Origin of the sequence: Isoalcanivorax pacificus W11-5 (assembly GCF_000299335.2) — a bacterium.
In the GTDB taxonomy this organism is placed as follows: Bacteria; Pseudomonadota; Gammaproteobacteria; order Pseudomonadales; family Alcanivoracaceae; genus Isoalcanivorax; species Isoalcanivorax pacificus.
In genome coordinates this window covers 1,562,996-1,583,400 of record NZ_CP004387.1, presented here as the reverse complement: position 1 = coordinate 1,583,400, position 20,405 = coordinate 1,562,996, and the positions used below count along the sequence as shown (strand labels likewise).

At 61.2% G+C, this 20,405-nt stretch carries 20 protein-coding genes and 1 tRNA gene; 7 read left to right on the top strand and 14 right to left on the bottom strand.

What is annotated here, in order from left to right:
• Positions 1-12: 12 nt before the first annotated feature.
• The 5 genes from S7S_RS07125 to S7S_RS07105 all read right to left on the bottom strand — a co-directional run bounded on the left by S7S_RS07125 (position 13) and on the right by S7S_RS07105 (position 3,879).
• On the bottom strand, positions 13-330 hold the full coding sequence (locus S7S_RS07125; RefSeq protein WP_008739289.1) for a DUF6694 family lipoprotein: 318 nt from the start codon (positions 328-330) through the stop codon (positions 13-15).
• 45 nt (positions 331-375) lie between these two features.
• Positions 376-1,203 carry an NADPH-dependent 7-cyano-7-deazaguanine reductase QueF gene (queF, locus tag S7S_RS07120; protein ID WP_008739290.1) on the bottom strand — a complete coding sequence of 276 codons (828 nt, stop codon included), beginning with the start codon at positions 1,201-1,203 and terminating at the stop codon, positions 376-378.
• A gap of 162 nt (positions 1,204-1,365) precedes the next feature.
• Positions 1,366-2,139, bottom strand: a complete 774-nt coding sequence (locus S7S_RS07115; RefSeq protein ID WP_008739291.1) for an ABC transporter permease — start codon at positions 2,137-2,139, stop codon at positions 1,366-1,368.
• The gene (locus S7S_RS07110; protein ID WP_008739293.1) at positions 2,136-3,068 is read right to left on the bottom strand and encodes an ABC transporter ATP-binding protein; all 933 of its coding nucleotides are present in this window, start codon (positions 3,066-3,068) and stop codon (positions 2,136-2,138) included. The genes S7S_RS07115 and S7S_RS07110 overlap by 4 nt, the downstream gene beginning before the upstream one ends.
• Positions 3,069-3,156: 88 nt before the next feature.
• Positions 3,157-3,879 (bottom strand): histidine phosphatase family protein, encoded by a 723-nt coding sequence (locus S7S_RS07105; RefSeq protein WP_008739296.1) that lies wholly within the window; start codon positions 3,877-3,879, stop codon positions 3,157-3,159.
• A gap of 149 nt (positions 3,880-4,028) precedes the next feature.
• Between S7S_RS07105 and S7S_RS07100 the strand changes: the two genes are divergently transcribed.
• The gene (locus S7S_RS07100) at positions 4,029-4,931 is read left to right on the top strand and encodes a bile acid:sodium symporter family protein (protein WP_008739302.1); all 903 of its coding nucleotides are present in this window, start codon (positions 4,029-4,031) and stop codon (positions 4,929-4,931) included.
• Between the two features lie 8 nt (positions 4,932-4,939).
• Here the strand turns inward: S7S_RS07100 and S7S_RS07095 are convergent, their stop codons facing one another.
• Positions 4,940-5,818, bottom strand: coding sequence for a LysR family transcriptional regulator (locus tag S7S_RS07095; protein ID WP_008739308.1), 879 nt, complete (start codon positions 5,816-5,818; stop codon positions 4,940-4,942).
• A gap of 165 nt (positions 5,819-5,983) precedes the next feature.
• On the opposite strand from S7S_RS07095, the gene S7S_RS07090 reads away from it, so the two are divergent.
• On the top strand, positions 5,984-6,757 hold the full coding sequence (locus tag S7S_RS07090; protein ID WP_008739310.1) for a ferredoxin--NADP reductase: 774 nt from the start codon (positions 5,984-5,986) through the stop codon (positions 6,755-6,757).
• 288 nt (positions 6,758-7,045) lie between these two features.
• Here the strand turns inward: S7S_RS07090 and S7S_RS07085 are convergent, their stop codons facing one another.
• From S7S_RS07085 to S7S_RS07070, 4 genes are all read right to left on the bottom strand, one after another.
• Positions 7,046-8,344: a sodium ion-translocating decarboxylase subunit beta gene (locus tag S7S_RS07085; RefSeq protein ID WP_008739312.1), complete on the bottom strand. Its 1,299-nt coding sequence runs from the start codon at positions 8,342-8,344 to the stop codon at positions 7,046-7,048.
• A 10-nt stretch (positions 8,345-8,354) separates the two neighbouring features.
• Positions 8,355-10,130 (bottom strand): sodium-extruding oxaloacetate decarboxylase subunit alpha, encoded by a 1,776-nt coding sequence (gene oadA / locus S7S_RS07080; RefSeq protein ID WP_041025965.1) that lies wholly within the window; start codon positions 10,128-10,130, stop codon positions 8,355-8,357.
• 73 nt (positions 10,131-10,203) lie between these two features.
• A complete protein-coding gene (locus S7S_RS07075; protein ID WP_008739316.1) occupies positions 10,204-10,452 on the bottom strand; it encodes an OadG family protein in 249 nt (82 codons plus the stop codon).
• A 201-nt stretch (positions 10,453-10,653) separates the two neighbouring features.
• Positions 10,654-11,709 (bottom strand): saccharopine dehydrogenase family protein, encoded by a 1,056-nt coding sequence (locus S7S_RS07070; protein ID WP_008739318.1) that lies wholly within the window; start codon positions 11,707-11,709, stop codon positions 10,654-10,656.
• A 214-nt stretch (positions 11,710-11,923) separates the two neighbouring features.
• Here S7S_RS07070 and S7S_RS07065 point away from each other — a divergent pair.
• The 3 genes from S7S_RS07065 (at position 11,924) to S7S_RS19230 (ending at position 13,562) form a co-directional block, all read left to right on the top strand.
• A tRNA-Arg gene (locus tag S7S_RS07065) sits at positions 11,924-12,000 on the top strand.
• 555 nt (positions 12,001-12,555) lie between these two features.
• Positions 12,556-13,095 carry a hypothetical protein gene (locus tag S7S_RS07060; RefSeq protein ID WP_008739319.1) on the top strand — a complete coding sequence of 180 codons (540 nt, stop codon included), beginning with the start codon at positions 12,556-12,558 and terminating at the stop codon, positions 13,093-13,095.
• Positions 13,096-13,121: 26 nt separating this feature from the next.
• On the top strand, positions 13,122-13,562 hold the full coding sequence (locus tag S7S_RS19230; protein ID WP_008739320.1) for a type II toxin-antitoxin system YafO family toxin: 441 nt from the start codon (positions 13,122-13,124) through the stop codon (positions 13,560-13,562).
• 739 nt (positions 13,563-14,301) lie between these two features.
• Here S7S_RS19230 and tnpC read toward each other — a convergent pair.
• The 4 genes from tnpC to S7S_RS07040 all read right to left on the bottom strand — a co-directional run bounded on the left by tnpC (position 14,302) and on the right by S7S_RS07040 (position 17,539).
• Positions 14,302-15,882, bottom strand: coding sequence for an IS66 family transposase (gene tnpC, locus S7S_RS07055; RefSeq protein WP_041025964.1), 1,581 nt, complete (start codon positions 15,880-15,882; stop codon positions 14,302-14,304).
• A gap of 83 nt (positions 15,883-15,965) precedes the next feature.
• Entirely contained in the window at positions 15,966-16,301 is a 336-nt protein-coding gene (gene tnpB / locus S7S_RS07050; RefSeq protein WP_041025929.1) for an IS66 family insertion sequence element accessory protein TnpB, read from the bottom strand.
• Positions 16,298-16,642, bottom strand: a complete 345-nt coding sequence (gene tnpA / locus S7S_RS18815) for an IS66-like element accessory protein TnpA (RefSeq protein WP_052269201.1) — start codon at positions 16,640-16,642, stop codon at positions 16,298-16,300. The genes tnpB and tnpA overlap by 4 nt, the downstream gene beginning before the upstream one ends.
• 597 nt (positions 16,643-17,239) lie before the next feature.
• Positions 17,240-17,539 carry a hypothetical protein gene (locus tag S7S_RS07040; RefSeq protein ID WP_008740493.1) on the bottom strand — a complete coding sequence of 100 codons (300 nt, stop codon included), beginning with the start codon at positions 17,537-17,539 and terminating at the stop codon, positions 17,240-17,242.
• A gap of 211 nt (positions 17,540-17,750) precedes the next feature.
• Here S7S_RS07040 and S7S_RS07035 point away from each other — a divergent pair, with 211 nt between their 5' ends.
• Both S7S_RS07035 and S7S_RS07030 read left to right on the top strand, forming a co-directional pair.
• The gene (locus tag S7S_RS07035; RefSeq protein ID WP_008740491.1) at positions 17,751-18,653 is read left to right on the top strand and encodes an endonuclease; all 903 of its coding nucleotides are present in this window, start codon (positions 17,751-17,753) and stop codon (positions 18,651-18,653) included.
• Positions 18,654-18,830: 177 nt separating this feature from the next.
• Complete coding sequence (locus tag S7S_RS07030) at positions 18,831-20,288, top strand: hypothetical protein (RefSeq protein WP_238582948.1); 1,458 nt, start codon at positions 18,831-18,833, stop codon at positions 20,286-20,288.
• Positions 20,289-20,405: the final 117 nt, after the last annotated feature.

Below are 20,405 nucleotides of genomic sequence, written 5' to 3'. Positions count from 1 at the left end.
CGGCCCGCCGGGTCAGCGGGCCTGGGCCTCGCGGATCTCGCCGGCGCGTTCAATCACGTCGTCGGCGGTGAGGCCATCCAGATGATCAAACGGTGAGCTGAGTTCGTCCATGTTGCCGCTTTGTGCGGCGGCCACGTCGTCACGGGTGATGCCGGTGAGCATCACGATCATCAGCGCTTCGGTGAAGAGCTGGCGTTCATTGTCATCCATGTCGGCCACCACTTTTTCCAGTGACGCCTCGAAAGCCTCCTCACTGCTGGCATCCAGGCGCGGATCACTGCACCCCACGAGCATGAGCGCCAGCATCAGACCGGCGAGATATTTTTTCATACGGACAGACCTTCCCTAGTTCACAGCAGGAGAATGCGCGGTGCGCTATTGGCGCACCACACGCAGATTCGGCGGCAGTTCCTCGAAATTGGAGCGGAACGGATTGATGTCCAGCCCGCCACGGCGGGTAAAGCGGCCATTCACACTCAGGTGACGTGGCGCACATTCGCGCTGGATATCCAGAAAAATCTGCTCCACCACCTGTTCGTGGAAACCATTGTGGTTACGGAACGAGATCAGGTAGCGCAGCAGGCTGGCATGGCTGATCGGCGTGCCGGTGTAGCGGATGATTACCGTGGCCCAGTCTGGCTGCGCCGTCACCGGACACCGGCTGCGCAGCAGGTGCGAGTAGAGCAGTTCGGTACGCTCCGGGCCCTGCTCGGTCATCAGCAGTGATGCATCGTGTTCGAACTGGTCGATATCCAGGTCGATGTGGTCCAGCGCCGTGCCCTGTGCTTCCCACATCGGTTGCCGCGCGGCTTCCTCCAGGGTCAGGACACGTACTTCCACGGCGCCATCTGCCGCACTGGAGAGGTCTTTCTCCATCGCCTGCTGCACCGCACGCCGGTCAGCGAAGCGGGTGTTGGCAAAGGAGTTCAGGTACAGCTTGAGAGACTTCGATTCCACCAGATTGCGGCTGGTGCAGGAGACACGGATCTCGGCCATGGCCACCACCGGCTTGCCACGGTTGTCCAGCCAGGACAGTTCGTAGGCATTCCAGACGTCCATGCCGTGAAACGGCAGGTGCGCATCGGCCATCTCCAGTGCCTCGCGCGCGTCCCAGCGCGGGATCGGGCACAGCAGTGAAGGCGTGTACTGATCCAGATAGTCAGTCTTGCGCCCCAGTGGGGTGTCGCTGAAGGGGTTGCCCATGGTGCTCTCCTTGGTCCTCCTGCCCCGCACGCCCTCATGGTAGCGGTGACCCGGCGGGTTCTGCTGCGAGTTTAGTGCTTCAGGCCAAAAAAGGAACCTGCGCCCGCACCGGCCAGGGGCTGGTGCGGGCCGTCTGTCCCGCCGACTGTAAAAAAAATGCGACTAGTGACGTATGCCCGTTCCACGGCGCAGCAACCACAGCGCTACCAGGAACAGCGCGACGGTAAAGCCGAGGATCGCCAGCAGCGACAGCCCGACATTGACATCGCTGACGCCGAGGATGCCGTAGCGGAAGCTGTTCACCATGTACACCACCGGGTTGAGCAGTGTCACACCGCGCCAGAACTCCGGCAGCAGCTCGATGGAATAGAACACCCCGCCGAGGTAGGTCAGCGGTGTCAGCACAAAGGTGGGAATGATGGAGATGTCATCGAAGTTGCGCGCAAACACGGCGTTGATGAAGCCGGCCAGTGAAAACAGCATCGCCGTCAGTACCACCACCAGCAGCGTCACGCCGGCATGCACCAGGCTCAGGTCGGTGAAGAACAGCGCCAGCACGGTGACAATCGCGCCCACGGCCAGCCCGCGCGCGATGCCTCCGGCGATATAGCCGCCGAGAATCACCAGCGGTGACATCGGTGACACCAGCATTTCCTCGATGGAGTGCTGGAACTTGGTGCTGAAGAACGAGCTGACCACGTTGCCGTAGCTGTTCTGGATCACGCTCATCATGATCAGGCCGGGCACGATGTACTGCATATAGTCGAAGCCGCCCATGTCACCGATGCGGCTACCGATCAGGTTACCGAAGATGACGAAATACAGCGTCATGGTGATCGCCGGCGGCAGCAGCGTCTGCGGCCAGATACGGGTAAAGCGGCGGATTTCCTTGACCAGGATAGTGAGAAACGCCACCCACTGTTCACGCAGGCTCATGCCGGCACCTCGCTGTCCAGGTTACGTTCCACCAGCCGCAGGAACAGTTCCTCCAGCCGGTTGGCCTTGTTGCGCATGCTCATGACGGCAATGTCCTGTGCCGCCAGTTGCGTGAAGACATCATTGAGCGGTTCGGATTTCGGCACGTCCACCTCCAGTGTGCGGGCATCGCGCAGGCGCACCGTAAAACCGTTCAGTACCGGCGCCGCGCTGACAGCACCGGCCAGGTCCAGAATGAAGGTTTCCACCTGCAGTTTTTCCAGCAGCGATTTCATGTCGGTGTTCTCGACGATGGTGCCGTGATCGATGATCGCGATGTGCCGGCAGAGGGATTCCGCCTCTTCCAGATAGTGGGTGGTGAGAATGATGGTCTTGCCCTGCCGGTTCAGGTCGGTGAGGAAATCCCACATTGAGCGGCGCAGTTCGATATCGACGCCAGCGGTGGGTTCATCCAGGATCAGCAGCTCCGGCTCATGCACCAGCGCCCGGGCGATCATCAGCCTGCGCTTCATGCCGCCGGAGAGTTCGCGCGCCTGGTTGTCGCGTTTTTCCCACAGCCCCAGACGGCGCAGGTATTTCTCCGCCGCCACCTTCGCCGCTCCGGCAGGAATGCCGTAGAAACCAGCTTGGGTGACGACAATATCGAACACTTTCTCGAACTGATTGAAATTGAATTCCTGCGGCACCACGCCGACTTTTTTCTTCGCCAGCTCGCGCGCACTGTCCAGCGAGTGGCCAAAGATGGTCACCTCGCCGCCGGACTTGTTCACCAGCGAACTGACAATACCGATGGTGGTGGACTTGCCCGCACCGTTCGGCCCGAGCAGGGCGAAGAAGTCGCCCTTGTGCACATCCAGGCTGATGTCTCTGAGCGCCTGAACGCCGTTCTTGTAGGTCTTGGTGAGATGACGAATGGACAGCGCAGTCAAGAGATTACCTCGCAACGGGGCAGTAGCGGATGAGCAGTCATGGGCAGACAGGCGGAAGCGGCAAATGTGCGGGCACGGCCCCCGTTTTTCAAGCGCCAGCCGGCGTTGAGGGCACAGGCGACAGATCAGGGGCCAGCGCCAGGTGGTGCACAGTGATCCGGCCGGGTTCGCCACGCCAGATCCAGTGCAGGTGCCCGGCCTCGAACCACAACCAGAGGCCTTCCATCATCCAGGGCCAGTCTTCATCACTGATTTCGTCACGGGCACGCAGGCCGGCGGTAAAGGCCGCCAGGATCGTATCGTGGGTGACGTGCACGGCCATTGAGCCCGCCGGTGGCTGGCGTGCGTGCAGATAGCGGGTCAGCTTGCCCAGCCCGTCGGCGGGGCTGAGCACACCGTCCAGGCCACCGGCCAGGTGACGGTTGATAAACCCCACCACGCCCAGTTCGAAAAACAGCGGCCCGGCCAGCCGGATATCCTGCACATAACAGCCTGGCTCGACCAGATCACTCACCTGCTCGAGCGTCAGCGGCCCGTCCACCAGCCCGGCAGCCAGGCCACCTTCGTGCATGGCCCGTGCAGTATCCAGGCAGCGCCCCACCGGGCTGGAATAAAAGGCACTGACGGGGCGCGGCAGACGTGCGCCCCAGTCACGGGCCAGCGCCACCCCTTCCGGGGTCAGGGGCAGGCGGTAATCGGCAAAGCCATTCTGCGCCTGCTCGCGCACAGAGTGACGCGTGAGCAGATGCACAGCGTGCTGGTCCGGCAGCAGTTCGAAGGCTGCCTCCAGGCGGGGATGTAAACGGGCCATAAACCACTCAGGCCGGCACGCGCCGGCTTACTCTCGGAAATCGGGGCAAGGCTCAATCATCAATGACACCCCAGGCAGCGTCAAACTTGATCCTCTCCGCCACCCCCGCCAGAATCCGGCCCGACATAAGCATTACAACTGGACCGCCCGTGCTCACTTCGCTGACCCGCCTGTTTCCGCTCTGGGCACTACTGGCCGCGTTGCTGGCCTGGGCGGTGCCCGCCCCGCTGAACCGGTTTGGCGACACCATCACACCACTGCTGATGCTGATCATGTTCAGCATGGGGCTGACACTGGACTGGCAGGACTTTGCCCGCGTATGGCAACGCCCCGGCCGCGTGGCGCTGGGTGTGCTGCTGCAGTTCTCGATCATGCCACTGGCCGCGCTGGCAGTGGCCCGGCTGCTGCAGTTGCCGCCAGAGCTGACCACCGGGCTGGTGCTGGTGGGCTGCTGCCCCGGCGGCACGGCATCGAACCTGATCTGCTATCTGGCACGCGCCAATGTGGCGCTCTCGGTGACACTCACCGCCGTCTCGACCCTGCTGGCCGTGCTGCTGACACCGGCCCTGGTGATGCTGTACCTGGGCACGCATGTCCCGGTACCGGCGGCACAGATGCTGTGGAGCCTGGTGCAGATCGTGCTGCTGCCGGTGCTCGGTGGTGTGCTGATCAATTCACTGGCCGGCAAGCGCCTGGGCGTGCTGCAACCCTGGCTGCCCCTGCTGTCGATGCTGGCCATCGTGGTGGTCATTGCGGTGATCGTGGCCATCAACGAACACCGCATCGCCACCGTGGGGCTGACAGTGCTGTGCGCCGTGGTGTTGCACAACCTGCTCGGCATGGCAGCAGGCTACGGCGCAGCGCGGCTGGCGCGCACTGGCGAGGCCGATGCGCGCACGCTGGCAATCGAAGTGGGCATGCAGAATTCCGGGCTGAGCGTGGCATTGGCGATGCAATACTTCACACCGCTGGCGGCGCTGCCCGGCGCCCTGTTCAGTGTCTGGCACAATCTGTCCGGCGCCCTGCTCGCCAGCATCTGGGGGCGGCGGTAGGCCCTCCATCACATCGCCTGGCACAGCTCCAGCCAGCGCTCGATACCGCGGCTGCGGTATTTCTGCCGGTGCAGGACAAAGTAGAACTGCCGGCGGAAATCCCGCTCCGGCACGGTCAATGGCACCAGGCTGCCACGCCGGAAGGCTTCCGCCAGTGTGACCCGGGACAGGCAACCAATGCCCAGACCGGCCTCCACCGCGCGCTTGATCGCCTCGGTATGCTGCAGTTCGAGCAGGATATTCATCCGTGGCAGCAGGCCGTGCATGGCGCGGTCGAACGTCTGTCGCGTCCCTGAGCCCTGCTCGCGCACGATCCAGGTCGCCGCCAGCAGAGCCTCATCATCCAGGCGCCCCTGAGCGGCCAGCGGGTGTTGCGGGCTGCAGAACACCACCAGTTCGTCATCACGCCAGGGCGTCACGTCCAGGTCCGGGTGCTGCATCTCGCCTTCAATCAGGCCGATATCCAGCTGAAAGTGCAGCACCGCGTCCGCGATATGCGCGGTGTTGTCTACCTCCAGCACTACCCGTACACCCGGCACCTCACTCATGTAGCGCGCCATGATACCCACTGCCAGATAGTTGCCGATGGTAAGGGTCGCCCCGACCTTCAGTTCGCCCATCTCGGTGTGCGCCGCCAGCACCCGCTCCAGCTCACCGGCCTGCTCCAGCAGCCCCTGTGCGCGGGGCAACAGGACCCGGCCCAGTTCATTCAGCTTCAGCCGCTTGCCGGCGCGGTCGAACAGCGCCACATCAAACTGCTGTTCCAGTTCCTTCAGCGCACCGCTGGCCGCCGACTGCGACATGGCCAGGCTCTCGGCGGCACGGGTAATGTTTTCGGTGCGGGCCGTGGCAAGGAACACTTCAAGCTGACGCAGGGTATAGCGCATGGCGGGCGTCTCCGGGGCCTCGTTATATCGTTATAACCGATAAGGCTTATTACTATATCCCATTTTACCGATATCATAAGCACCGTTATGCTATTGCAATACGACTGAGAATGGTTTTCATTTGCCAGCCGTTTCTTACCGCAGCAACCGCGAGAGTCAAAGCCCATGTCAAACTTGAACAAGGAAACTGTCACCAGCGTGCGTCACTGGAACGACACCCTGTTCAGCTTCACCACCAGCCGTGATCCAGGTTTCCGGTTCAAGAACGGCTACTTCACCATGATCGGGCTGGAAGTGGACGACCGGCCGCTGCTGCGTGCCTACAGCATCGTCAGCGCGAACTACGAGGAAGAGCTGGAATTCTTCAGCATCAAGGTGCCGGATGGCCCGCTCACCTCACGCCTGCAGAACATCAAGGTGGGCGACCAGGTACTGGTCGGCCGCAAGCCCACTGGCACACTGGTGGCCGATCACGTGCTGCCGGGCAAGAACCTGTACCTGCTCAGCACCGGCACCGGCCTGGCGCCGTTCATCAGCATCATCAAGGATCCGGAAATCTACGATCACTTCGACAAGATCGTGCTGACCCACGGCGTGCGCTTTGCGTCCGAGCTGGCCTATCAGGAACTGATCGAGAAAGAACTGCCGGAGCACGAGTTCTTCGGTGATGTGGTGCGCGAGAAGCTGATCTACTACCCCACAGTGACCCGCGAGCCGTATCGCAATCAGGGCCGCCTGACCAGCCTGATGGAAAGCGGCAAGCTCTACAGCGACATCGGCCTGCCGGAGATCAACCCGGACACCGACCGCTTTATGCTGTGCGGCAGCCCGGCCATGCTGAAAGACCTGACCGCCCTGCTGGATGCACGCGGCTTCCGTGAAACCCGCGGCGGCGAGCTGGGCCATTACGTCATCGAGCGCGCGTTCGTGGAAAAATGATCACGCCACGACGCCCATGAAAAAACGGCTGCATCACGCAGCCGTTTCAGGCTGCTGACAAACCTCGGCAGCCATTCTTCTACTAAAAAATTATCCACCCAGGGCAAAGAGTCGCTGTTTTTCTGGTGATAGCCTCCACTTGCATAGCCATAGGGCTGCAACCTGGAATGCGACCACCCACTTTTATATCGCCTCGAAGAGGTGATTCATAAAAACAGGGGTTTGTCCTCAGTCTGAAACGGCTGCATCACGCAGCCGTTTTTTTATCCGCAGCATGAACCCGCTGCTTCACCCCACAAAGTTCAGCAGAATCCCCGCCGCCACCGCCGACCCGATGACGCCGGCCACATTCGGCCCCATGGCGTGCATCAGCAGGAAGTTCTGCGGGTTCGCCTCCAGGCCAACCTTGTTCGCCACCCGCGCCGCCATCGGCACGGCAGACACACCGGCGGCACCGATGATCGGATTGATCTTCGACGACGACAGCAGGTTCATCAGCTTGCCCATCAGCACACCGGTGGCAGTACCGATACAGAACGCCGCCAGGCCAAGGGCCAGAATGCCCAGCGTCTCCGGCACCAGGAAACCTTCGGCGCTCAATTTCGCCCCCACGGCCAGGCCGAGCATGATGGTCACCACATTGATCAGCGCATTGCTGGTAGTTTCCACCAGACGGCTGACCACGCCGGATTCCTTCATCAGGTTGCCGAAGCAGAACATGCCCAGCAGCGGCGCCGCATCCGGCAGCAGCAAGGCCACCAGCAACAGCAGCAAAATCGGGAACATGATTTTTTCCGCACGGCTCACCGGACGCAGTTGCTCCATGCGGATTTCGCGCTCCTTGCGCGTGGTCAGCAACCGGATGATCGGCGGCTGGATCAGCGGCACCAGCGCCATGTAGGAGTAGGCCGCCACGGCGACCGCGCCCAGCAACTCCGGCGCCAGGCGCGTGGTGACATAGATCGCCGTCGGGCCGTCGGCACCGCCGATGATGCCGATGGACGCCGCCTGCGCCAGCGAGAAATCCAGCCCCAGGCCATTGAGCGCCAGCGCACCCAGCAGCGCGGCAAAAATACCGATCTGCGCGGCAGCCCCCAGCAGCAGCGTGCGCGGGTTGGCCAGCAACGGACCAAAATCCGTCATCGCCCCCACGCCCATGAAAATCAGCAGCGGGAACACGCCGGTGGTCAGGCCCACGGTATAGATCAGATACAGCAACCCGTCGCTGTAGTTGGCATCCAGCGCCAGCTCGTGCACCTGCGCCCGCAGCGCCGGCTCCGCCGCCTGATAGGCCGCGTAGAGTTCTTTCGTGGCCAGTTCGGCGCTGGCCCCCAGCATCTGCGCCATCTGCGCCACCAGTGCGTCACCGCCCAGGTTCAGTGCCTGACTGACCGCTGATTCCGCCAGCCCGGCCACCGGGATATTCGCCATCAGGCCGCCGAAGCCGATCGGCACCAGCAGCAGCGGCTCGAACTTGCGCACGATGGCCAGGTACAGCAGCACCAGGCACACCAGGATCATGATCGCCTGCCCTGCTTCGATATGATGCAGGCCGGTGCTCAGCCAGAGTTTTTCCAGTCCGTTCATGCGGCCTCCGTCAGGCGATGTTCACCAGGGCATCGCCCACCGTCACCGCATCGCCTTCCTTGACGTTGATCGCCGTAATGGTGCCGGCGCGCGGTGCTGAAATATCGGTTTCCATTTTCATGGCTTCCAGCACCATGATCTTTTCGCCTTCCTGGACGGCCTGGCCGGGTTTCACCAGTACCTTGAAGATATTGCCGGCCAGCGGCGACGGCACGGGTTCGCCGTCACCGGCGGGGGCAGCGCCGGTGGCGGGCGCGGCCCCGCCGATCGTTTTCACGCCGGTGATGTCGCCGCCGTTACTGACGGTCACTGTGTATTCGCGGCCCTCCACTTTGACGGTATAGATTTCTTCGCCGTCATCGCTGGTCACCACACTCCCCTCGCGGCCGGTAGGCGCCGGCTCAAAGGCGCTGGCATCGCCACGGTGTTGCAGGAATTTCAGGCCGATCTGCGGGAACAGGGCGTAAGTGAGTACGTCGTCGATACGACGCTCGCCGTCCGCCAGCGTGATGCCTTTTTCTGCGGCAACGCTGTCCAGCTCCGTGCTGAGCCTGTCCATCTCGTCGTCAATCAGGTCCGCCGGGCGGCCGGTCACCGGTGCATCACCATCCAGCGCGCGCGCCTGCAACGTGGCATTGAACGGCGCGGGTGCTGCACCGTATTCGCCACGCAGCACGCCACGGGTTTCCTTCGACAGCGCCTTGTAGCGCTCACCGGCCAGCACGTTCAGCACCGCCTGGGTGCCGACGATCTGCGAGGTCGGTGTCACCAGCGGAATAAAGCCCAGGTCCTCGCGCACGCGCGGGATTTCTTCCAGCACTTCGTCGAGGCGATCCGCCGCGTTCTGTTCGCGCAGCTGGCTTTCCATGTTGGTCAGCATGCCGCCGGGCACCTGGGCCACCAGAATGCGGGAGTCCACACCGCGCAGGCTGCCTTCGAATTTCGCGTACTTTTTGCGCACCTCGCGGAAATAGGCCGCGATGTCTTCCAGCAGATGAATATCCAGGCCGGTATCACGCTCCGTCCCTTCGAGGATTGCCACCACCGCTTCCGTCGGGCTGTGGCCGTAGGTCATCGACATGGAGGAAATCGCCGTGTCCACGTTATCAATGCCCGCTTCCGCCGCCTTGAGCGCGGTGGCCGTCGACAAACCGGTGGTGGCGTGGCACTGCATGTGCACCGGGATCGACAGCGTCGCTTTCAGCCGCGACACCAGTTCGAACGCCACATACGGCCGAAGCAGCCCGGCCATGTCCTTGATGCAGACCGAATGCGCGCCCATGTCCTCGACCTGTTTCGCCAAGTCAACCCACATGTCGAGGGTGTGCACCGGGCTTACCGTGTAGGAGATGGTGCCCTGCGCGTGACGGTCCTGCCGCAACACCGCCTCAATGGCACGGCGTATATTGCGCATGTCGTTCATGGCATCGAACACGCGGAACACATCCACACCATTGACCGCAGCACGTTCAACGAACTTGTCCACCACGTCGTCGGCGTAATGGCGGTAACCGAGCAGGTTCTGGCCACGCAACAGCATCTGCTGCGGCGTGTTCGGCATCGCCTTCTTGAGTTCACGGATGCGGTCCCAGGGGTCCTCGCCGAGATAGCGGATACAGGCATCGAAAGTGGCGCCGCCCCAGGATTCGAGCGACCAGAAACCCACCTGGTCCAGCTTGCCGGCAATCGGCAGCATGTCGTCGATCCGTAACCGGGTGGCGAACAGCGATTGATGCGCGTCGCGCAGCACCACATCGGTAATGCCAAGCGGTTTTTTCTCACTCATGGCCAGAACCCTTGCTTATCGAATTTGGTCGGTGCGCGACCGGCAGGCAGACCGCCGGACAACGCCGGAAAAGTCAGGACTGTCGCGCGCGGTGCTGGCGCACGGCGTCCTGCAGCACAGCAAGCATGTGCGGCGGAACCGGGCCCGAATCGGCGCTCAGGGAAGAAGATGTCGCCGTGGCCGGCGGTGGTGCATCGGGGAGGAAACGGTTGATCAGACGGGACATTACGGTGGTTGCCACCACCAGCAGGATCAGGAAGGCATAGACCACGCCAATACCCATCAGCGTCAGGTCCAGGCCCCGGGCCATCAACTCGTTCATTCAGCTACCCCTTTTCTGAAGCGGTGGCGGCGAAGATGACTGCCTGCCGGCATGCTGGGCCGGCTGCAACGCGCGCCGGGCCTTGTGGACCCACGCACACTTCGTCGCCATATGAAGCAGGCCGGCAATTTACCGGCATTGTCGACAACACGCAATGCAACCTGCGTCGCCAGACGCGCTGGCGGACAGAATTTGATCAGCTTAGCGGTCGCTGATGGAAAACGCACCTGATCCTGGCAATCGGGTAACGAAATCGGCCCCCAGCATCCCGGCCGGCGTGTGGCATCCCGGCGTTACCGTTGTCGACAGCAGGTGCATCACCACCGCCAGCGCACCGTCGATGGTCAGTGCATAGCCGTTCGCCGTGGTCAGCCGTACCACCTTGCGATCGCCCTGCCTGTTGCGGGCTTCGCCCCATACCCGGGTACTCAGCCTGGCACGGGCGCGGGCATCCGGTCCTTTGACATAGCGGGTCACCAGCCCTTTCAGGCGCGCCTGCACCCAGCGGTTGCCCAGCACCGGCCGGAACAGGTTGCCGAGCCGGGCGGCGGCAATCGCCGCCCGTGGCAATGGCAGCCAGGTATCAATATTTGGAATATCTGTCGTACACCAGGCCGTTGACACATCACCCCAGGGAATAGTCATCGCTGAACGGGGCCCGGCACCGAAATCGATCACCCGTCGGCCCCAGGCCAGCGGCTTGTCGACAATGCGTCCATCGCGCCTTACCTGGCAGCCGGTGCTGAAGCCTTCAATCACCGTTTTCGACGTGCCCGGCGATAACCCCGAGGCCGTTTCGAACCCCAGCGACAGATGCGTGGCCTCCGGCATCAGCTCTTTCAGTTTCAGCGCCACGCAATCGGTGGGGATCACGTCAAACCCGACACCGGGGCAGATCACAATGCCGGCCTGCTCCGCCCGCGCCCGTTGCGCCTGGGCGTGCTCGAACACAGCAATCTCGCCGGTGATATCCAGATAATGGGCACCCACCGCCAGGCAGCCCTCGATCATCGGCGCGCTGGTGGCCGAAAACGGCCCGGCACAATGCAGCACCAGCGCCATGCCGGCCAGCCCGTCACGCACCCTGTCCGCCGCGTCCAGCGCGAACACCCGGTGCGGCAGGTCCAGCTCCCGTGCCAGCGCCTCAATCCGCCCGGCATCACGGCCGGCCAGTACCGGCGACAACCCGCCCTGCTTCGCCGCACGGGCGATCAATTCGCCGGTGTAACCGTTGGCACCATAGATCATCCATTGCATGCGCTGGGCTCCTGTAGACAACAGATATTGGCGATGCCAGCATCAGGTACCGGCACCCGCAGCACGCATCCTCCCACGAGGACCGTCGCTGTCGTCAACATCAAAAAATCCTGGGGCATGCGCTTGACGCCGCAACGGCTATTGGGAATAATGCGCAGCCTCTTGGGGCGGCAACGACAAATTGCCACTATGGCCTTGAGAGATATGGTTTTATGCACCCGTAGCTCAGTTGGATAGAGCGTCTGGCTACGAACCAGAAGGTCGGAGGTTCGAATCCTTCCGGGTGTACCATCAAGACAAGGGGTTGCTGATCAGCAACCTCTTTCTTTTTTTGTGCTGCATCAAAAACTGCGTCAAAAAATCCACTCTTCCCAGAACGCCGCTGTGACGCCGACGCCCTCGTCCTGAATCGCCTTCTCAACGCTTGCAAATGTGCCCCCCCCTCGCCCGGATGGAGAGTATAAAAAAACCGCCCGGAGGCGGCTTGGTGCAGCCATAGACCTCGCCCTTCTCTCGAAGAGAGGCTGCACATATGACAATTAAAAGTTCTGAATCTGAACGGCCTATCAGCAAACGCCGTTTGTCCGCGATAAACGGCACATGTAATGCATTGTATACGCGCCCCTTTTAAGTCCCGTTGCCGGCGATTTTGCGCCAAAATTACGAATATATTACTATTGACAAAAAGAAAATCATCGATTTTCGAATCAAAAAATACTATTTGCCACTATTCCAAATTCGAACCGCTAGCCCGATAATCGCACTTGTAAAGCATAGATTGTGGATAAGTTTCCTGAAATCCTGTGGATAACTTTAGAGCAATTCATGCCCTCTCGGGAGCCCCAAATGAACGCAGCGGTGATGAAAACCTCGACAGCCGACGAGGTTTACATGATGACTGACGGCGCGTCAGAAGACATCAGGTTCGTCTATCGTGTTTATGTGCGCATACAGCGCCCGAACGTGTGGGAATCTTTTGTCCGAAGCATTAAGCGCCGGAAGCTGCAAATGGCCATCTCGGATGCCTGCCGCAAGGTTGAGACCCTTAACTCCGCACTGGACACCATTATCAAAGATGTTGTCATTAGATGCGAAGAGATTCCCGAGCCAAAAAGACGGAACCACCCATTCTCTTATATTGCCGAGATGATTAGCGGCTCTCTTTACGGTATCGACCAGATGCGCCAGAGCCCCGATCAGCCGGAAGGGCTGGATCGACTGTACCGCCTTGCCTGCCAGTCTAGGAATAAGTCGCTAAAGATTGCCTCTTTGCTAAAGCAAATGGAGCCACCAAGAGAAATTTTCGATAGTCAGTTTGATCGAGGCTCTCTGCTCTTGCTGTCTCAACAAACCACTCGTGCCTTGGACGCTCAGATCAAGCACTAAAAAGTAAAGCGCACTAAGGATGGGGCATGGCGGTCGAGGTTGTTATTCATCCCGATATTCGGGATTCACTTGTTAGAGACCTCGACCCCGCGCTCCTAACCAGCTTAGAAGCTCTTCTTCAGGACTTCACTCGCTACAAAGAAAGCGACGAAGAAGAGTATCCAGATTACTTTGGCAAAGACGTTCCATATTTACAGCCTGAAGGAGCATGCAAAGCCGGCCTTTGCCATATGCACCTGCTCCCTCCTGGCATATCATTCCCTCGACATATACCGATAAGATTGCGCGCCTGCCCGGCAAATAGCCCCGAGACAGATATTGCCTTGGTGTACGTTCAGGGCGAATTGTATCCGGATAGGTACTGCATACTAGCGATACTCCATCCGGACGCCCACGCACTGGCTAGAAACAATGATCGGATGCGTTGCCTGATCCGACTTGCAAATGCTTGGCGGGAGGCCAACTAACTCCACCCACAAAAAAAGCCCGCGTTAGCGGGCTTCGTTCTTTAGCTAGGCCGTTCCGAACCAAGCGCTATTCGCCTGAATTGCACACGTGAGGAGCACGTCTCACTCGACTCCAGAGAATTACCAGCGGTGATATCTTGGGACGCTTATCTGACGCAGGGCATGCTGACATATGAAATGCGGGCCCCAATACCACCGGAATCGACATATCCATACCGCCCTAGGGGCCTTTAAGAAGCGCCTTCACACAATAATTCTCGGGGTCGTACCCTTCGAGCTTCAGGAAGTCGCCCAACACAGCAAATTCCTTTTAATTTTTTCGGTAAGAGGGATTCCATGGGCGGAAGATTATCCATAAAGCAATATAACACGCTGCGAAGTTGAGAATCTCCGCCTCCTTGTTCTCCAATTCGTTCATTTGGCGCCCCTCCGGTTTTTTGTGAAATGCGTCACAGACCCCCCCCCCCCCTATCAATCTGCTGCGCAGGAATGCGGCCCCGCCGGAGCAGGGCCTGTTGCCTCAGGCTCCAACCACCCGGAGCTTGTTTCGATTGGCCCAAAGCTCCGACAGCCTGGTCATGCAATGAGAAGTCATCCTGACGCCCTTCCACCCTTTCCGAGCAGGCCATGCTTAACACAAATAAGCCTTTCATCCGGCCTGCACGTATATCAGCCCCACTGCAACACCTCTCGTGGCGGAATAAGCAAAAAAATGTAAGCGTCCGGCTATCACGCCTTGCTAAACGGCATCCGGCTTCCAGTGATGCGGCAATAGCTCATCAATGGCATTGTTCTTCTGCGTCGGCAGTCGCTGCAGCACATCTCTCAGATACGCGTACGGGTCATGCCCATTCAGTTTAGCTGACTGGATCAGACTCATGATGGCAGCAGCACGCTGGCCACTGCGCAGGCTGCCGGCGAACAACCAGTTGGAACGCCCCAGCGCCCAGGGCCGGATCTGGTTTTCCACCTGATTGTTGTCGATGGGCACGGCCCCATCCTCACAGTAGCGTATCAACGCCTGCCACCGCTTGAGGCTGTAGTCGATTGCCCTGGCCGTGGCGGAGCCGTTCGGCACTTTCTGCCGGTGTGTCATCAGCCATTGGTGCAAGCTGTTCAGGATGGGTTTTGATCGGTGTTGCCGGAGACGCTGTCGCTCATCGGCGCACAAGGCATTGGCCTCGCGCTCGATCTCGTAGAGCTGCTGGATCAGTCTCAGCGCCTGTTCGGCGATCTGGCTTTTGTTCGCCGTATGCAGGTCGTAGAACTTCCGGCGTGCATGGGCCATGCAGCCGATCTCGGTGATGCCGGTCTGGAAGCCCGCCTTGTAGCCGCTGTAGTCGTCGCAGACGAGTTTGCCCTGCCAGCCTTCGAGGAAGGTGCGGGCGTTGGCGCCGGCCCGGTTCTCGGCGAAGTCGTACACCACGGCATGCAGGGCGGCAGTGGTCGGGCTGCAGTAGGCCCAGATGTAGGCCCGGTGGGCTTTCTTCTTGCCCGGCGACAGCATGGGGACAGGCGTCTCGTCGGCATGCAGGACCGGCTGAGTAAGCAGTGTTTCACGCAGGGCGTCTGCCAGCGGTTGCAGGGCCACGCCGCAACGGCCCACCCAGTCAGCCAACGTCGAGCGGGCGATGCCCAGCCCGGCGCGGGCAAAGATCCTTTCCTGTCGGTACAGCGGCAGATGATCGGCGTATTTGGCGATCAGCAGGTGGGCCAGTAAACCGCTGGTGGGCAGGCCCTTGTCGATGATCTGCGCCGGGACCGGCGCCTGGGTGAGGCGCTCACAGTGTTTGCAGACCCACTTGCCGCGCACATGGCGCTCGACGGTAAAGGTGCCGGGGGTGTAATCGAGCTTTTCGCTGATGTCTTCGCCGATGCGCTGGAGTTGGCAGCCACAGGTGCACTCGGTGTTGTCCGGTTCGTGCGTGATGATCGTGCGCGGCAGGGCCGGCGGTAACGGGACTCGCTTGGGCTGGCACTTCGCCGGTGCCGAGGTGGCCCCCACTGATGCGACGGGCTTGGACAGTGTCACCTCAATCGCCGCGATATCCGCGTCCACCAGTTCATCCAGCAGGCTGGCCTGGTGGCTGTTCAGGCCTTCACTGCGCTTGCCGAAGCGATGGCGCTTCAGGATGGCCAGCTCCTGCGTGAGCTTGTCGTTCAGCAGCTGGTGATGCTTGAGCTGATGACCCTGCTGCGCAATGGTCTGACCTTGCTGAGCGATGGTCTGCTCTTTTTCCGCCGCATCGGCCAACAGTTGCGCCGCCAGTTGGCGTAGCTGTTCGGCAGTGAGCTGGTCGAGATGCGGCGGTGTCGTCATGGCCATTATCTTGCCAGACGCCGCCGCCGGAAGTGATACCAGAGAGGGCGCGCTGACCGGCGCACAGGCCAGCGCCAAGGGCTTTAAAGTATGGCAATACCCCGATCACAGCCGACCTGGTGCCAGGGCAAACCGACCACCAGCGCCTGAAGCTGTTCGGATGTCAGGGCGATACGCTCGCCCTGACTCAGTCCGCCCCAGACAAAGCCGCCCTGATGCAAACGCCGCGCGGCCAGCCACAGGCCAAAGCCATCATGCACCAGCACCTTCATGCGGTTGCCTCGCTTGTTGGCAAACAGGTAGGCGCAGTGGGGACGCGCTTCGCCGAATACCTGGACCACACGGGCCAAGGCCGTATCCGGGCCGGCGCGCATATCCAGCGGCTCCGTGGCCATCCAGATGGCCTCGATCCGGATCACGGCGTCAACGTCCGCAGCCAGGGAAGGGCGCGCTCGATCTGTGCCAGAGGCCAGCGGACTGTCACGCCAGGCAGCTCGAACACCACCTCGGCCACTGAGGACGCAGAGGGCGGCGGCATCGGCATGGGGACAGGGATAAATTTACTCTCAGCAGGCGGCTTCGAACTGACTTCGGCAGCACGGCGCCACTTGTGGATCAGATTCGTGTTGAGACCGTAGCGCAGCGCCACATTGGCGACGGAAGCCTCCGGGGCCTGGCACTCTTGAAGAATCCTGGCTTTGAACTCCGGGGAATAGCGGCGGCGCTTGGCGGGTGTCTTGGCAGGAAGCATCTCACTCATATTAGGTGTCCACTTAGAAATAGGTGGACACCTAAGTTACTGGCGGAAATGGCGTCGGGTAGATGAGTTCGCCGGACGGTTACAAAAAAATAGCGCCTTAACTGCCTAGAAGCAGCCTGATTGAATGGACCCAGTTTGATTCCAACCGGCATGACCTCGCCATCAATCTCTATCCAACCATCTGGCACGTTTGCTCCGTCATGCCGCCTCTGTGTGCGCAACGCGCCGGGCAGCAGCAAGTCAAGATTTGCCCAGAAATGCCTGTGTACATCGAACTCGGTCAACCCTTTGGTAGCATCACGCGCCCGGTGGTTCCGAATAATCGCATCTAGGGCGGCAACGCGAAGGAAGGCGAGGCTTGGATGTATTTTATTGGTACTTTCGTGCTCGCAAAATAGGTCAATGGCCGCTTTTGAGGAGTGCAGGACAGCTCAACCATGTCCGATAGGCTCGTCGCTTGTTCAGAAATTTCTTGGGACGCGGGCACGCTGCTCGACTGATTTCATGCCGCACCTCCTACTGACCGCAGGTTGGTGATGTATGCACCTGTGTCAACGAGCCGCCTGCTCGGTGACAGCACCGCTCTCGCAAAAACCCCTAGCCATCACACGCGCACCCAGGCGGCCGGCGGCACGTATAGCTGCGATTGATGCAGGAATTCCCGCAGGCTTTCCCTTTACGGCAGATCTTGCAGCAGCCAGATGCCAGCATAATGCCCGCGCCTTCCGCCTCACCTTCCACCGCGACCGATGCCGGGCATACTTCGCCTTCCCCGTCTGCGAGCACTGTTTCGATAGCAGACTGCGCCGTGTGTGCCGTTTCACTGATATCAGCCCAACTGGATACCGCCCAGAAAGCCACCATCAGTGCCAGCACGCGATATCCCATCTTCTTCATCCCTTCCCCCTTATATTTTTTGTGATGAAGCTCGCAATCTAGCACCGCAGAAACAGGATAAGACGCTCTTTTCAGGCCGATTCGTTGCGATACGGCTTGCGAGGAAATCCCGTACCGTCGACCTCAAAACAATGTCAAAATAACATCTTCGCCATTACCTTGATGGCATTCTCTTCATGTCCAGTGATGGCCCCCCCTCTTGATACGACTATTGTTCATCCACCTGCTCTGCCTGCTTGCTCCCGCTCTGGTCGTCGCCGCCCCGCTCGACTTCAGCCAAGCCAAAACCGAAGCCCGCCAATACATCTATTACGACCGCCACACACAGGGCGACGCCTATTGCGGCTGCAACTGGATATGGACAGGCCGCTCAGGCGGCCGCGTCGATCTGGCCGGCTGCGGCTATCAGGTGCGCGCCCAGGCTAACCGGGCGCAGCGGATCGAGTGGGAACATATCGTGCCAGCGTCGGATTTCGGGCGGCAACGGCAGTGCTGGCAGCAGGGTGGCCGGGCACAGTGCACTGCCAGTGATCCGGTGTTCTCGGTCATGGAAGCTGACCTGCACAATCTCACACCGGTAGTCGGCGAGGTAAACGCTGACCGCAGCAACTATGGTTTCGGCATGCTGCCCGGCACCACCGCGCAGCATGGCGCCTGTGATGTGCGGGTGGATTTCACACGGCGTACAGTGCAGCCGCGCGCCGCGTTCCGGGGGCAGATTGCACGCACTTACTTCTATATGGCCGACCGCTACGATCTGCGGCTTTCCGGCGCTCAACAACGGCTGTTCATGGCCTGGGACCGGCAATACCCGGTATCGGACTGGGAGCGGGAACGGGACCGGCGCATCGCCGCGCGCATGGGGCATGGCAACCCGTTCGTCAGCGGCGCCCGGCAGTGGTCGCTGAACCACCGCAATAGCCGCGACGGGCTGGTGTCGGCCGTGCCCGCGCAGGCCGCCAGCACGGTGGTGCACGGCAACCGCAACAGCCACATCTATCACCTGCCGCATTGCCCGGGCTACACCGCCATGGCGGAACGCAACCGGGTGTCGTTCAGTTCGCCGGCCAGCGCAGAAGCCGCCGGCTACCGGCGTGCCCGCAACTGCCCCTGATTTGCTCCATCAAAATATATATTCAATTGAAATATCGCTATTCCTGTGCAATGGTGCTCCCTGCCAAGGCCCCTTTTGCAGAGGGCGAGAATAACAAGCAGGAGAGCCCCCGATGCGTGAGCCAGCCTGGCCACCTGTCCCCGTTCTGTCCGCCCCGCCGGTCGCCCGGCTCCGCTGATGACACGTACATCCCCCGCCTTCCCTGCGGCCAGCGCCCCGGCCATGGTCTCGCTGCGGCTGCTCCGCCGCCTGGCCGATTTCGCCATGCCGCTGTGCATGACCGGTACGCTGCTGGATCTGGTTGCCGGCGTGCCGTTTGCCCCCTGGGTGGCCAGGCCGGCGTTGCTGGTCTACCTCGTCTTGCAGGCACGCCATTTGTCCGGCATGGCGCGCGCCGTGCTGACGGTGGCCTGTACTGGCGCCGTGCTGACTGCGTTGTTCCAGCCCGATCCCTGGCCACTGTTGCTGGAAGGGCTGGACCGCTTCTGCTTCTTCGCCACCTTCATGGCCTCGCTGAGCCTGCTGCGCGTGGCGGCGATGCGCTCGCGGCTGATCCGTGAGGCGGGCTATTCACTGATTCATCAGAAGCCGTCGATGCGTTATCCGGCGCTGTCGCTGGGAACAACGCTGTTCGGCATCATCCTGAACATCGGCGCGCTGAGCCTGTTCGGCGCCATGATCCAGAAAGGCAATACGCTGCGCTCCGCCGGCGGCGACGAAACCCTGCGTACGGCGCGGGAACGACGCATGATTCTGGCGATGCTGCGCGGCTTCGCGATCACGCCACTGACATCGCCCCTGGGCATTGCCGTGGTGGTGTTGCTCTCGAACATGCCGCAACTCACCTGGCCCATGCTGCTCCCCATCGCCCTGCCCATCGCTGCGCTGATGATGCTGCTTGGCTGGTGGCTCGACTGGTGGCAGGGGCCGCGGCCGGCACCGGGCGCGTCGGCACGCGCACGCCCCTCGCTGCGCCCGCTTGGGCGCTTCAGCCTGGTAGTAGTCGGTATCACACTGACCGCGTTTCTGTTCAGCGGCCTGGGGCATATCGGCCTGCCCATTGCGGTGCTGATTGCCTGCCCGCTGTGTGCCTTTGTCTGGCTTGCCGTGCAGCGTCGGCGGCTCAATGGCGGCAGCGGCACGGGACGTGCCTGGGCTTTGGTGGTACGGCGTGCGAGCACGATTTTTGCCGCGAATCGCAGCGAAATTGTGATGCTCGGCGGCTCTGCCTTTATTGGCGTGCTGATCACCCCGTTGGTGGATATCGAGCTGCTGAATGCGTGGCTGTCCTCATCCGGCCTGCACGGCCTGGGGCTTGCCGTGACCGCCATGCTGCTGACGTTGCTGCTTGGCCAGTGCGGCCTGAATCCGGTCATCAGTGTCACTCTGATAACCGCCCTGCTGCCTGACCCACAAGCGCTGGGGCTGGTGCCGGAAGTGCTGGCGGTGGCGCTGATGAGTGCCTGGACGCTGTCGATGATGTCGTCCCCCTTCACCACCGTACTACTGATGGTGAGCGCGTTCTGCCGCCGCTCCCCCTACTTTGTCGCCTGGCGCTGGAACGGTCTCTACTACGCCTTGTGCCTGCCGCTGGTGATCGGCGTGCTGGCGCTGGGTCAGCGGTTTCTTGGCTGACATAACACGCTGATAACGGTTTGCTGTCTCCGCCCTCCCCTGTCATGCAAAGGGGGAGGGTATTTTTTTGAGCTACGAACTACGGACCCAAAGCCTGCTTTCCTTCGCTCGCAGCCC